General features: G+C 59.8%; 10 protein-coding genes and 3 tRNA genes. 3 read left to right on the top strand and 10 right to left on the bottom strand.

Annotated elements, in window-relative coordinates; genetic code table 11:
* Genes PMX70_RS01440 through PMX70_RS01450 form a run of 3 tightly spaced genes read left to right on the top strand, consistent with a single transcriptional unit; the run spans nucleotide 1 to nucleotide 3,934 of the window.
* Complete coding sequence (locus PMX70_RS01440; protein ID WP_271742602.1) at nucleotides 1-1,572, top strand: ABC transporter substrate-binding protein; 1,572 nt, start codon at nucleotides 1-3, stop codon at nucleotides 1,570-1,572.
* Nucleotides 1,573-1,594: 22 nt separating this feature from the next.
* Nucleotides 1,595-2,617, top strand: coding sequence for a FecCD family ABC transporter permease (locus PMX70_RS01445; RefSeq protein ID WP_152068045.1), 1,023 nt, complete (start codon nucleotides 1,595-1,597; stop codon nucleotides 2,615-2,617).
* The gene (locus PMX70_RS01450; protein ID WP_271742604.1) at nucleotides 2,618-3,934 is read left to right on the top strand and encodes an ABC transporter ATP-binding protein; all 1,317 of its coding nucleotides are present in this window, start codon (nucleotides 2,618-2,620) and stop codon (nucleotides 3,932-3,934) included.
* 112 nt (nucleotides 3,935-4,046) lie between these two features.
* On the opposite strand, the gene PMX70_RS01455 is transcribed toward PMX70_RS01450, so the two are convergent.
* The 10 genes from PMX70_RS01455 to PMX70_RS01500 form a co-directional block, all read right to left on the bottom strand.
* Nucleotides 4,047-4,658, bottom strand: coding sequence for a TetR/AcrR family transcriptional regulator (locus PMX70_RS01455; protein ID WP_271742605.1), 612 nt, complete (start codon nucleotides 4,656-4,658; stop codon nucleotides 4,047-4,049).
* Nucleotides 4,659-4,774: 116 nt separating this feature from the next.
* On the bottom strand, nucleotides 4,775-6,082 hold the full coding sequence (locus PMX70_RS01460; protein WP_271742606.1) for a lysylphosphatidylglycerol synthase transmembrane domain-containing protein: 1,308 nt from the start codon (nucleotides 6,080-6,082) through the stop codon (nucleotides 4,775-4,777).
* A gap of 149 nt (nucleotides 6,083-6,231) precedes the next feature.
* Nucleotides 6,232-6,308, bottom strand: a tRNA-Glu gene (locus PMX70_RS01465).
* Between the two features lie 22 nt (nucleotides 6,309-6,330).
* Nucleotides 6,331-6,407: transfer RNA gene (locus PMX70_RS01470), tRNA-Glu, on the bottom strand.
* A 22-nt stretch (nucleotides 6,408-6,429) separates the two neighbouring features.
* Nucleotides 6,430-6,506, bottom strand: a tRNA-Glu gene (locus PMX70_RS01475).
* Nucleotides 6,507-6,634: 128 nt separating this feature from the next.
* Nucleotides 6,635-8,029 carry a CCA tRNA nucleotidyltransferase gene (locus tag PMX70_RS01480; protein ID WP_271742607.1) on the bottom strand — a complete coding sequence of 465 codons (1,395 nt, stop codon included), beginning with the start codon at nucleotides 8,027-8,029 and terminating at the stop codon, nucleotides 6,635-6,637.
* 164 nt (nucleotides 8,030-8,193) lie between these two features.
* Nucleotides 8,194-9,126, bottom strand: a complete 933-nt coding sequence (locus PMX70_RS01485; RefSeq protein ID WP_271742608.1) for a 1-phosphofructokinase family hexose kinase — start codon at nucleotides 9,124-9,126, stop codon at nucleotides 8,194-8,196.
* A 189-nt stretch (nucleotides 9,127-9,315) separates the two neighbouring features.
* Nucleotides 9,316-10,248 carry a 1-phosphofructokinase family hexose kinase gene (locus PMX70_RS01490; protein ID WP_117779184.1) on the bottom strand — a complete coding sequence of 311 codons (933 nt, stop codon included), beginning with the start codon at nucleotides 10,246-10,248 and terminating at the stop codon, nucleotides 9,316-9,318.
* A gap of 74 nt (nucleotides 10,249-10,322) precedes the next feature.
* Nucleotides 10,323-12,026, bottom strand: a complete 1,704-nt coding sequence (gene ptsP / locus PMX70_RS01495) for a phosphoenolpyruvate--protein phosphotransferase (RefSeq protein WP_271742761.1) — start codon at nucleotides 12,024-12,026, stop codon at nucleotides 10,323-10,325.
* 133 nt (nucleotides 12,027-12,159) lie between these two features.
* A complete protein-coding gene (locus PMX70_RS01500) occupies nucleotides 12,160-12,423 on the bottom strand; it encodes an HPr family phosphocarrier protein (RefSeq protein ID WP_022094575.1) in 264 nt (87 codons plus the stop codon).
* Nucleotides 12,424-12,795 lie beyond the last annotated feature (372 nt).

Genomic DNA, 12,795 nt, shown 5'->3' on the forward strand with positions numbered 1-12,795 from the left:
ATGCGGTCGATTCTTACCAAGAAGGAAAGCAGGAAGCGCCGCAGCATCGCGGCGCGCGCGATCACCTGCGTTCTCGTCGCCCTGCTCGCGCTTCCCTTCGCGGGGTGCAGTGCGAGCCCGAACGCGACCGGTGGCACGGCGGGCTCTCAGGAACACACTGTGAGCGTCTCGCTTTCCGGCGGGTCAGGGCGCGCAAGCATCGCCTCACCCACCACAATTGTGAAGGATGGCGACACCTACACCGCGACCATCACCTGGTCGAGTTCGAACTACGACAAAATGACCGTCGACGGCGTGGACTACGCGCCTGTAAACGACGGCGGCAACTCCACATTCGAGATACCCGTCACGCTCGACGAGGACATCGCCGTGTCGGCCGAGACCGTCGCCATGTCGACGCCGCACACCATCGACTACACGCTCTACTTCGACTCATCCACCATGAAGGAGAAATCGGGCGACGATGCAAGCGGCGGTTCCCCTGCGGTAACGGCTTCAAGCGCCGCGGCCGACTTCCACAACGCCGATTTGGGCTGCGGCTGGGAGCCGACGGGGGCGCTTCAGCTTGAAAACGCCAAGCACTTCACTGTCGACGAGTACGAAGGCGGCCTGCGGCTTATCTGCGTTTCGAACGGGGAGCGCTTCCTCGTGGTGCCGCAAGATGCGAAGGTACCTGATGGGTTGAGCTCCGACATCGCGGTCATAAGGCGCCCCGCCGACAAGGTGTACCTCGTGTCGTCGGCAACGATGTGCCTGGTCGACGCGCTCGATGCGAACGACAATATCTTAATGTCGGGCACGAAGGCCGACGATTGCTCGGTCGCGCGCTTCAAAAGCGCGCTCGAAAGTGGGGCGATCGCCTACGGCGGCAAGTACAGCGCGCCCGACTACGAGCGAATATCGGCCTCGGGCTGCACGCTCGCCATCGAGAACACCATGATCAACCACACGCCCGATGTGAAGGAAAAGCTGCAGAAGCTCGGGCTCGTCGTGCTCACCGAACAGTCGTCGAGCGAGCCCGAAGCACTCGGGCGCGTCGAGTGGATTAAGCTTTTCGGCGTCCTGTTCGACAAGGAAGACGAGGCCGCGCACCTGTTCAACGAGCAGAAGGCCCGCGTCGAGCAAACGTCGGGGCTCGCGTCGTCAGGTAAAACCGTGGCGTATTTCTACATTAACTCGAACGGGGCCGCCGTCACGAGGCGGGCGGGCGACTACGTGGCGCAGATGATCGAGCTTGCAGGCGGCAGCTACGCGCTCGATGACGCGCAGACGGCGTCGACGTCAGGTTCGTCAGTAACGCTCGAAATGGAGCGCTTCTACGCGACGGCGAAGGATGCCGACATCATCGTCTACAACGGCACCATCGACGAATCGGTTGCCACCTTGAACGACTTCGTAGGCAAAAACGCGCTATTGTCGCAGTTCAAAGCCGTGAAGAACGGCAACGTCTGGGTCACAAGCGCCGACATGTACCAGCAGATGACTTCTACCGCCGACATTATCGACGAGCTGCACGGGGCGTTCACCGGCGATGACGCGAGCGACTTCCATTATCTGAGGAAGCTCGGCTAGCACCATGAAAAGCCGACTTTCCATGACATACGACGAATCGGGGCGCGCCGCGCGGTGTCGCGTCGTGACGGCGCTGCTCGCTGTTGCCCTCATCGTGCTCGTCGGGGCCAACCTGTGCATCGGGAGCGTGCTCGTGCCAGCAGACCACATCCCCGGCATCCTTTCGGGCGGCGCGGCCAATTCCATGGAAAGCCAGGTCATCTGGGAGATTCGCCTGCCGCGCGTGCTTTCAGCCGTGCTTCTCGGCGGGGCACTTTCGCTTTCCGGGTTCCTACTGCAGACGTTTTTCAACAACCCCATCGCCGACCCGTTCATCTTGGGCGTCTCCTCGGGCGCAAAGTTCGTCGTCGCGCTTACGATGATCGCACTTCTGGACGCGAACCAGGCCATGTCCTCGCCGGCCATGGTGGCCGCAGCGTTTCTGGGCTCGCTTATCACCATCGGCTTCGTGCTCCTCATCGCACGGCGCATAAGTTCCATGGCCATGCTCATCGTGGCGGGCGTCATGGTGGGATACATCTGCTCGGCGGCGACGAACTTCCTCATCGCCTTCGCCGACGACCAGTCCATCGTGAACCTGCACAACTGGTCTTTGGGTAGCTTCTCGGGTTCGAGCTGGAACGACATCGCGGTCATCGCGGTCGTGGTGATCACCGTGAGCGCATGCGTATTCGCGATATCGAAGCCCCTTTCCGCCTTCCAGCTGGGAGAAGCCTACGCGAAAAGCGTCGGCGTGAACGTCGCACGCTTCCGCGTGGTGCTCGTCCTTCTAGCGAGCATGCTCTCTGCCTGCGTGACCGCGTTCGCTGGTCCGGTGTCGTTCGTAGGCATCGCGGTTCCGCATCTCGTGAAGTCGGCGTTGAAGTCGTCGAAGCCCATCCGCGTGATTCCTGCGTGCTTCTTGGGAGGCGCCATCTTCTGCGCGGGCTGCGATTTGATCGCGCGCACGCTGTTCTCCCCCGTCGAGCTTTCCATCAGCGCCGTCACCGCCATCTTCGGCGCGCCGGTGGTTATTGCACTCATGTTGAAGAAGCGGGTGAGGTAGATGGGGGAATTCGTGCCGCGGACCAAAACGCTCGGAGGGAACATTCCATGCCTGGCCAGTCCTGAGCTCGCACGAAAGCGTCAGAAGGCACTTTCGGCTCGTGCGGAACTGCGCGCGGAACGCCTCCTCCGAGCGCAGTCGAACCTCGAAACCCCGGTCGAAACGCAGGCTGACGGAGCGCCGCTTTTCCGCATAAGCGACCTGTCGGCGGGCTACGACAAGAAGGTCGTAGTCGAAGGTGTCGATCTGGAGGTTCGCGCGGGCGACGTCGTGGCGCTCATCGGGCCGAACGGCTCGGGCAAGTCGACCATCTTGAAAACCATCACACGCCATCTTGCACCGCTTGCCGGCGCGGTCGAGCTCGACGGACGGGAGATTTCCCGATGGAAGACGGCGGAGTTCGCAAGGAACCTTGCCGTTATGCTGACAGATCGCCCCCGGACCGAGCTCCTCACCTGCCGCGATATCGTAGAGGCGGGAAGACATCCCTACACCGGGCGAATGGGCACACTCTCGCCCGACGACCATAGTCGGGTCGACGAGGCAATGAAAACCGCACATGTGGAAGAGCTCGCCGAGCGCGACTTCATGCAGATAAGCGATGGGCAACGCCAGCGCGTCATGCTCGCACGCGCCATCGCGCAGGATCCGCGTGTGCTCGTGCTCGACGAGCCCACGTCGTATCTCGATATCCGCTACCAGATCGACCTGCTGCGAATACTTCGCCACCTTGCGAAATCGCGGAATGTGGCTGTCATCATGTCCATCCACGAACTCGAGCTCGCGCAGAAAAGCGCCGACAAGGTGATTTGCGTGAAGGACGGCCGGGTCTTCCGCGCCGGCGCACCCGAGAACATATTCACGCGCGAGACAATTGGCGAGCTCTACGGCCTTCAGCATGGCACCTTCAACGAGCGCTTCGGCAGCGTGGAAATTGGGCGCCCACACGGTGATGCGCACACGTTCGTCATCGCCGGCGCAGGTACGGGGTCGGCTGTGTTTCGCCAGCTCATCCGGCAGGGCAAGGCGTTCTACGCGGGCGTTCTGCACGAAGGGGACATCGACTGCGAGCTCGCGCGCGACCTGGCGACGGAATGCGTGGCCGAGCGCGCCTTCGAGCCGATCGGGGATAAAACCATAGCCCGCGCCAAAGAGCTCCTCGTCCACTGTGCGCGCCTTATTGTGTGCCCCGCCGCCTTCGGCACCATAAACGCCCGCAACGCAGAGCTCGTCGCCTTCGCACGCTCGCATGGTATCGAGGTCATGCAAGCGTGCGAAGGCGCATCGGAGGATTCCCATTTGGAGCGGGAAGGATAAACTGAACTTTCTTTTAAGGATCCTCAGGCTACAGCTCCTGCGCCGGCGAGGTCTACAAGGCGCCGGAGAACCTCGTGAACAGGAATTTCCACGCCGACGAGCCCAACTAGGCCTAATCCAAGCGAGATTCCAGACTCGACAGACCATTGAGAGTCAGATCGTTGGCGACCTCAGAGACACGCTCAATAGGAACCGAGCCGTCAGACAGTGCCCACGTGCGATAGATACCGATAATGCCCGACAGCAAAAACGCCAGATAGTAATCGAACATCTCGTCCTTGAGACCGTGGGGCAGCAAGTCGCGCTCGGCAATCTCGTCTTCGAGCGGCGCACGAAGACGAGCCATAAAATCATCGAGCGGAATGTTCTCGATCAGCTGACGATTGAGTACCAGGTTGTTGCACAGTGCCTCGTTAACGGTTTTAAAGAAGGTCGCCGCCGCGCCCAGGGCGCGCTCGTTGGTGTCGCCATCCATGGAGGCAAGCGTTTTCTCGACCGAGTCGACAATCATCTCCACCACATCGACGGCAATGGCATCGAGCAAGCCATCAACCGTACCAAAGTGCACGTAGAAGGTTTTACGGTCGACATTGGCCTCGCGCGCGATGGCACTCACCGTAATGTCTGCCAGCGGCTTTTCCATAAGCAGGCGCTCGAAAGCGGAAAGGATGGCATTGCGGCTGCGAACGATGCGGCGATCAATACGCGGTTTGCTGGTGGCCATGGGCGTGTCCCTTCGATATGCGGGCATTCATCAACAGATGAGAGATAATCTACGTAAGAGGATTATCCACCATACAGCTCAAATATGCCCCGCATCATGAAGAACGCACGACTGCCCTACAGCGACTTAGGGTGCTTCTTCTTATTGAGTGCCGACGGAGATACACGGATACCGTCGCCTGTCTGTCGCACATAGGCTTTATGAGCCGGCTTAGCGGCCCCAGAAGCCTTCTGAGCGTGCTTCCTAGGATCAACGGTAACAGCATTCGTGGGATGCGGCTTAGCGGGCGCAGAGAGCGTCTGAGGCGTGCGGCCGAGCTTGCGCATCACGCGATCCCAGCGCGCATGGATACTCTCGTTGTGGGCGCTCTTAAGGCCAAGCAGGGGCGCAGCCAAAATGGTCGGCGCGATAAACGTAATGAGGCGCCACAGCAGATAGCCGGCGGTCGAAGCCGACCCAAAGAAATGACCCAAGAACAATGCAAAGCCGCCCTCAGCGCCACCAGTTCCTCCAGGCAAGGGGACCGCGGAGCTCAACAGCTGAACAAAGGCGCTCGCGGCCATGACCGAGAAAAAGTCGACTTCGTGGTGGCCAAAGGCAAGCATCAGGAAATACGGCACCAGATAGAAAAACGCGAGCTGCAGCATGGTGATAAACACGGTGAGCAGCATGGACGAAAAATGGCCGGCAGAGAGTTTGAATTTCTCGGAAAACGAGTAGATCTCACCATCAACAAACGTGCGCCATCCCTCGATCTTAGTGGCCGAGACACCAATGCGCTCGAGCCAATTGATGATGCAATGGGCAACGCGCGTGACGGTCTTAGGCATGAGCGCGACGGCAAAAATACCCAGCAAGATGCAGCAGTGCCCGCCAAAGCTAAAGACGCACAGCAGCGTCATGTCGCCATAGCGCTCGGCGAAAAACGGCATGCGAGCAAGCAGGAGGATAGCGCCCCAGGCAACAAGGCCAAACTGATACACGATAAAACGCGTGAACTGCGTGGCGCCGGCCTCGCCGACATTTTGGCCCGCTTTGGTCAGGCGGTAGATCTGGGCAGGCGTAGAGCCCATCATCATGGGTGTCAGATTACCGAAGAAGATGCCACTCGCCTCGACCGAAATGAGGTCGCGGATACCGACGGGCGAATTGGGGTCGAGCCAAACGGCAATCGCATACGCCACGATACCAAAAAAGAGGTATAGAAACATGCAGAAGCATGCAGCGAGGAGCCAGGGCGCCTGGACGCTCGACATAGCAGCCCAGAACTGCCCCATCTGCCCGGTTACCACCAGATAGACGATATAACCCACCAGCACAACGCCGATAAAGATTGCGCCGCGGCGTGCGCTCTTATTGTCATCGCCGCCCGAGGCCTCAACCTCGACCTGGGGCTTAGACGTATGCTGAGAGGACTCCGTCATGAGACTCCTTCTAACAGTCAAAATATCTTAGATATTGTACCCGTAAGGGCCATAGGCAGAACGCAAAGCTCTGGTTCAAACGGGAATTGCAGACGGTTGTTTGAAAATAAAAACCCGGGCTTCCATAGGAAGTCCGGGTATCAGATGCGTGGTAGCCCGTACCAGATTCGAACTGGTGATCTCCGCCTTGAGAGGGCGGCGTCCTAAACCGCTAGACGAACGGGCCATATGCCTCAGCAGAAAAGAAATGGTAGCCCGTACCAGATTCGAACTGGTGATCTCCGCCTTGAGAGGGCGGCGTCCTAAACCGCTAGACGAACGGGCCATATGCCTCAGCAGAAAAGAAATGGTAGCCCGTACCAGATTCGAACTGGTGATCTCCGCCTTGAGAGGGCGGCGTCCTAAACCGCTAGACGAACGGGCCACATGACATCTGCACTGCCGTGCTGCGAGGAAATATATTACGGGACAAAAAACATCAGCGCAAGAAGAAATTCCAAATTGCCGAAAAAATTGTCGGCAGGTTATGGAACGCGCAGGTCAACTGGTTAGCTAGTTCAAGTTGAGATGAGCCAGGAGGGCTTCGCGGTTGTTGGGGATGTTGTCCTCGATCACGGCGTCGAGGGCGGCGTTGAGAAGCTGTCCCAACTCCGGCCCCGGCTTGACGCCGGCGCGGATCAGGTCGCCACCATTGATGGCAAGCATCTTGAGTGTATAGGGCTCCCCCGCCTGCAGCAGATCGTGGGCGAGCGTACGCATCTCCTCGATCGTCTCGACGTAATAGAAGCACGAGGGCGCCTTGCCGAGCGTGTCGGCACGCTTAAGGTCCATGAGCTCGTCCATCAGACGCGGCGTATCGACACCCTCGCCCGAAAGCGCGCGCATCATATTGAGCAGGCAGGAGCGCTCGGGGCGCAGCGGCTTGTCATGGTATTTGATCAGCAGGCACACATCGCGCACCAAATCGTGCGAGAGCGCCAGGCGATCCATGATGACACGCGCCTTCTTGGCGCCGAGCTCGGGATGACCGTAGAAGTGGCCGCTGCCGTCGTGATCGACCGTAAAGCACTCGGGTTTGGAAACGTCGTGCAAAAACGCCGCCCACATAAGGCTCGACGAGGGCGCGACGCCGTCGCACAGCGCCAGCTCCCCTGCCACCGTCAGCACGCGGGCGATATGCTCGTAGACGTTAAACGCATGATAGACGCTGCGTTGATCAAACCCGCGAGCGGACGCGAGCTCGGGCACGGCGGCGCAAACAAGCTCGGGGTAGCGCAGCATCGCGTCTCCCCCATGGCCGGTCGAAAGGATACCCTCGAGCTCAATGCCCACGCGCTCGCGCGCCACAGCATCGAGCAGCGGCGCGCACTCGGCAAGCGCCTGTTTAGTCTTAGGCTCGATCATAAAATCCAGACGGCAGGCAAAACGCACCGCGCGCAGCATGCGAAGCGCGTCCTCGTTAAAACGACGCTTGGGATCTCCAACGGCGCGGATGAGCTTGCGGTCTAGGTCGCCCTGACCATCGTAGCGGTCGACAAGACCACGCTCGGGATGCCAGGCCATAGCGTTAACGGTAAAGTCACGACGCGCCAGATCGTCCTCAAGCGACGCCGCACGCTCCACACTCTGGGGATGGCGGCCGTCGGTGTAAAAGCCGTCTAGGCGGTAGGTGGTGACCTCAATGCGCTCATCATCGCAAATAGCCGTGATGCCGCCAAATTTTATGCCCGACTCAACCACGGCAATATCAGCCGCTTCGAGCGCCTCTTTGGACTCCTGCCACAGGCCGCTGCAGCACATGTCAACATCGTGGCTGGGGCGTCCCATCAGGGCATCACGTACCCAACCGCCCACGTACCAAGCCTCAAGACCTGCTGCCTCAAGCGCACGCAGGACACGGATAGAGGCATCGGTCGGCTGCGTACCGTTGAGCGAAACATTGCACATGCCTATGGCCTCCTGCGACTATCAAATTGGCTATCGATTGCGTCTGCAAGAAGTCTAGCAAGAAACAGCCTCCACTGCACACGCAAGTCCGATAAACAAAAACGCATCCGTCCTGGTCTAAGACGGATGCGAAATAATTGAACTATTCAGGCAAGGTGCCGGAACTAGCAAACCTGACGGATTGCAATACCCTTCTGATACTCATCGACCTTGGCAAAATCGCCCAGACCCGGGCACTCGACCACGTTGGCGCCGGTGGCCATCGAGAGGCGCAGGGCATCCTCGACGCGCTCGGGGTCGTCGTGCCACACGGAAAGGAAGGCGGCCAGCGAGGAGTCGCCCGCGCAGACGGTCGACAGCAGCTTGACGTCGAAGGTGCGGTTGGCAAACCAGATGTGCTCGCCGTTGGAGAAGTACGCGCCGTCGCCGCCGAGCGTCAGCAGTACATTCTTAGCGCCCTTGGCGTGCAGCTCGGCCATGGCGCCCTTGACGGACTCGTCGTCGCCACCGCTCACCTTAATGCCAAAGATGTCGAGCAGCTCGTCGTCGTTGGGCTTAATGAGCAACGGCTCCATAGCAATGAGGTCGGCCAGCTGATGGCTCGAGATATCGAGCACGAACTCGGCGCCCTTCGCCTTCACGCGACGCAGGACCTCTGCCAGAAAGCCCTCGGAGGTGTTGGGGGGCAACGAGCCGCTGATAACCAGGCAGGTCATGTCATCGAGCGAATCGATAAGCTCAAACATCTCCTGCTCGTTGGCTTCGTTGATGGCGGCACCGGCGTTGACCATGTTGTACTCGGTGTCGGGGCCGGCATTGAGGAACACGTTGACGCGCGTGATGCCGTCAGTCCACACGGGCTTGACGGGCACGCCCAGGGCCTCGGCGCCCTTAACGATATACTCACCCGAGAAGCCTGCGAAGAAGCCCAGGATCGTGGTGTCGACATCGTAGTGGTCGAGCGTAAACGAGACGTTGAGGCCCTTACCGTTGGGCGTGTAGACGGCGTTGCGGGTACGCGTGACGGTGTTGGCAGCAAGACCGTCGCAGGAGATGTTGTAGTCAATGGCGGGATTTGCAGTAAGCGTGTAAATCATGAATGTTCCTTTCACGAAGCAACGTGTTAATGAAAGTATATTCCACGCTTCGGTAAAAGGCTACAACAACTCGGTGAACGGTGTGGAAGCGATGAAGTACGGCAGGACACCTCTCCACCATGGCGGAACAAAAACGGCGCCCCGGCCGAAACCGGAGCGCCGCATGCGCACGAATATGTCGCGTTTCGCTTACTTGCGATCGAGCTTGCGGACAGCAACGCGCTTGCTGTACTCGTCGACGTGACCAAAGTCGCCGATGCCGACGGACTCAGCAACGTTGGCGCCGGTGGCCATAGCGAGCTTCATGGCCTCCTCGACGTTGTCGCGATCCCTGTACCACTTGTGCAGGAACGCAGCGAGGGTGCAGTCGCCGGCGCAGACGGAAGAGACCAGCTTGATGTTGAACTCACGCTTGGCGTACCAAATGTCCTCGCCGTTGGAGAAGTAGGCGTCGCCACGGCTACCACGGGTGAGCAGCACGTTCTGAACGCCCGCGTCGTGAGCCATCTTCATGGCAACGCGGACCTCGTCATCAGTGTCGACCGGCACGCCGAAGATAGCCTTCATCTCGTGATGGTTCGGCTTGATGAGCAGCGGCTTCTTGTGAGCGAGCTCCTTGAGCTTGTCGGAGGACAGGTCCAGGACGACATCGGCGCCACGGGCCTGAGCGTGCTCCATGACCTGAGCCAGGAAGTCGGGCGTAGCTTTGGGAGGCACGGAGCCAGAGACGATCAGGCACTCAAGATCGCCCGCGGTGTCCAGGATGTTGTAGAGCTCCTCCTGGTGCTGCGGCGTAATAGGAGCACCGGGGTTGAGGATGCCGTACTCGTGCTGGCCATCGTTGACGTAGGTGTTGATACGCGTGATGCCGTCGGTCCAGACCGGGCGGCACAGGCAACCCAGGTTCATGACCTCCTCGACGATAAACTTGCCCGTGAAGCCAGCGAAGAAGCCGAGCGCGACGGTGTCGACGCCCATCTTCTTAAAGGCGAAGGACACGTCGAGGCCCTTGCCGTTAGCCGTGTAGCTGGCCGAGCCGGTGCGGACGTTCTCATCGGGCTCGAGCGGAGAGCTCGAAACCGTCATGTCGACAGCCGGGTTAGCGGTTAGCGTGTAGAACATTTACAGTACCCCCTGTATATGTGAGGGCCGCGTGATTGGCCCATTCCAACCACGCGGTTACCTCTGATACCAAATTAGCGAGCAGCAGACTCGAGCAGCGCCTTGACCTCGGCGGCAGTGTTGCAGGCGAGTGCCTTCTCGGCGAGCTCGTCACACTCGGCCTTGGTCCACTGGCTGATGGTCTTGCGGGCGCGCAGGATGGACGGAGCGCTCATCGAGAACTCCTCCAGGCCCCAGCTGATCAGCAGCGGCTCAAGCAGCGGATCGGCAGCGGCCTCGCCGCACATGCCGACCATGATACCGGCCTTCACGCCGCTCTCGATGATGTTCTTGAGCGAGCGGAGCACGGCGGGATAGTACACCTGGTACAGGTTGGAGATGGTGTCGTTGCCACGGTCGGCGCACATGGTGTAGCCGATGAGGTCGTTGGTGCCGATAGAGAAGAAGTCGGCGACCTCGGCCAGACGGTCAGCGAGCAGCGAGGCGGCAGGCGTCTCGACCATAATGCCGACCTCGATGTTCTCGTTGAACTTGCGACCCTCTTCGGTCAGCTCGGCCTTGCACTGCTCGACGAGCTCCTTGACGGCCACGACCTCCTCGACGCAGGTGACGAGCGGGATCATGATCTTGACGTCACCAAAGGCGCTGGCGCGCAGCAGGGCGCGGAGCTGAACCTTGTACTGGTCGGGATTGGCCAGGCAGTAACGCACGGCGCGGAAGCCCATGAAGGGGTTCTCTTCCTTGACCATGTGCAGATACGGAATCTCCTTGTCGCCGCCCACATCGAGCGTGCGGATGATGACCGGAGCACCCTTGAGCGCGCTGACGACCTTACGATAGGCGTTGAACTGCTCCTCCTCGGAAGGAAGCTCAGCAGAGTCCATGAACAGGAACTCGGAGCGGAACAGACCGATAGCCTCGGCGTCGTGATCGAGCGCGTTGGGCACGTCATCGGGGTTACCGATGTTGCAGGCGATGATCTTCTTGATGCCATCGGCAGTCACGGACGGCTTGCCACGGAAGGCCTCGAGGGCTGCCTTCTCGGCAGCGAAGGCCTCGGCCTTGGCGGTGTAGGCAGCGAGCGTCTCCTCGTCGGGATCGGCCTCGACGATACCCTTGCCACCGTCGACGACAACGGTCATACCGTTGCGCAACGCGGTGCAGCTGTTGGAAACCGAAAGGACAGCCGGGATCTCGAGGGCGCGCGCAATGATCGCGGAGTGCGACGTGCGGCCACCGGTCTCGGTAACGATACCGGCAACGTGGGCCTTATCGATCGTGGCGGTCATGGACGGCGTGAGGTCGTGCACGACAACGACGGTATTCTCGGGCAGGACGGAGAGGTCGACGACCTCCTTGCCCAGCAGCTCGGCCAGAATACCGGTGCGGATGTCGGCGATGTCGGCCGCGCGCAGACGGAACATCTCGTCGTCCATGGACAGGAACATGTTCTCGAACATGGTCGAGGTGTCCATGAGCGCCTGCTCGGCGCAGGTGCCGCCGTCAATGGCGGCGTTGATGGCGTCGGTCATGCCCGGGTCCTGAGCCAGGACAATGTGTCCGCTCATGATCTCGGCCTCGGCCTCGCCCACCGTCTCCTTCATGTGGTCGGCCTGAGCCTGGGTCTTCTCGCAGAAGACCGAAAGAGCGGTCTGATAGCGCTCCTTCTCTGCTGCCGAATCAGCAACCTCGTGCGGCTCAAACGTCAAGTCGGGATCGACGGCGACCATGACGGTGCCGATACCGATGCCCTCGGAAGCGTTGACTCCCTGATACATTCCCATTCCTCTCTCCGTGTCATGTGATAAAGCGTTTTGCCATATCCATGACAAAAGAGCGCAGCTACCTTAAGACAGGTCACTGCGCCCCCAAATATGAACTTAGTTGTTCAACATGCGACCCGTTTGAGTTCTACTCGCCAAGACCGCTCTTGATGAGCTCGATGGCAGCAGCCAGAGCCTCGGCCTCGTCGGCGCCGTCGCACTTGACCTCGACCTCGGTGCCGCAGGGGATACCAGCAGCCATGAGGGCCATCGGGGACTTGCCGTTGACCTCCTTCTCGGGGGTGACGACCGTCACGTCACAGGCGTACTTGCCCATGGTGGAGGCGAACAGACCAGCCGGACGCATGTGCAGACCCTGAGGATTAACGAGGGTAGCCTTCTCAGAAACCATAATTGACTCCTTTTTTGTGTTTAACCCCTGTCATGCATGTGGCAGGAGTCAGATTCACGACGTTGTTTATATTAACTCACATCAAACGGTTTTTCATTGTGTTTCGCACGAATTGTTGGACAGATGTCGTTCGCTGTCCGCTCGCCTGCCGGGCGGGGCGGTTAAGTTTGCTGCTCTACAGTCCTGCGCAAGACGGAAAGCACATTAAGTGCTTTCCTTTGCGTGCGGAACTCGCGACAAACTTAACCGCCCCGCCCGGCAGGCGAGCTGCGGGAACATGCTTCCGTCCAAGAAATATCGTGCAAAAGGAATTCTGGCTGAATTATTGTTCGCGTGGGTGATTCAGTCGATGAGGGCTATTTATGCCCTGTT

Origin of the sequence: Collinsella aerofaciens, from assembly GCF_028206795.1 — a bacterium.
In the GTDB taxonomy this organism is placed as follows: domain Bacteria; phylum Actinomycetota; class Coriobacteriia; order Coriobacteriales; family Coriobacteriaceae; genus Collinsella; species Collinsella aerofaciens_AX.

Coding starts and splice junctions, on each gene's coding strand:
- PMX70_RS01440 (WP_271742602.1), top strand. CDS start 1: ATGCGGTCGATTCTTACCAAGAAGGAAAGCAGGAAGCGCCGCAGCATC.
- PMX70_RS01445 (WP_152068045.1), top strand. CDS start 1,595: ATGACATACGACGAATCGGGGCGCGCCGCGCGGTGTCGCGTCGTGACG.
- PMX70_RS01450 (WP_271742604.1), top strand. CDS start 2,618: ATGGGGGAATTCGTGCCGCGGACCAAAACGCTCGGAGGGAACATTCCA.
- PMX70_RS01455 (WP_271742605.1), bottom strand. CDS start 4,658: ATGGCCACCAGCAAACCGCGTATTGATCGCCGCATCGTTCGCAGCCGC.
- PMX70_RS01460 (WP_271742606.1), bottom strand. CDS start 6,082: ATGACGGAGTCCTCTCAGCATACGTCTAAGCCCCAGGTCGAGGTTGAG.
- PMX70_RS01480 (WP_271742607.1), bottom strand. CDS start 8,029: ATGTGCAATGTTTCGCTCAACGGTACGCAGCCGACCGATGCCTCTATC.
- PMX70_RS01485 (WP_271742608.1), bottom strand. CDS start 9,126: ATGATTTACACGCTTACTGCAAATCCCGCCATTGACTACAACATCTCC.
- PMX70_RS01490 (WP_117779184.1), bottom strand. CDS start 10,248: ATGTTCTACACGCTAACCGCTAACCCGGCTGTCGACATGACGGTTTCG.
- ptsP (WP_271742761.1), bottom strand. CDS start 12,026: ATGTATCAGGGAGTCAACGCTTCCGAGGGCATCGGTATCGGCACCGTC.
- PMX70_RS01500 (WP_022094575.1), bottom strand. CDS start 12,423: ATGGTTTCTGAGAAGGCTACCCTCGTTAATCCTCAGGGTCTGCACATG.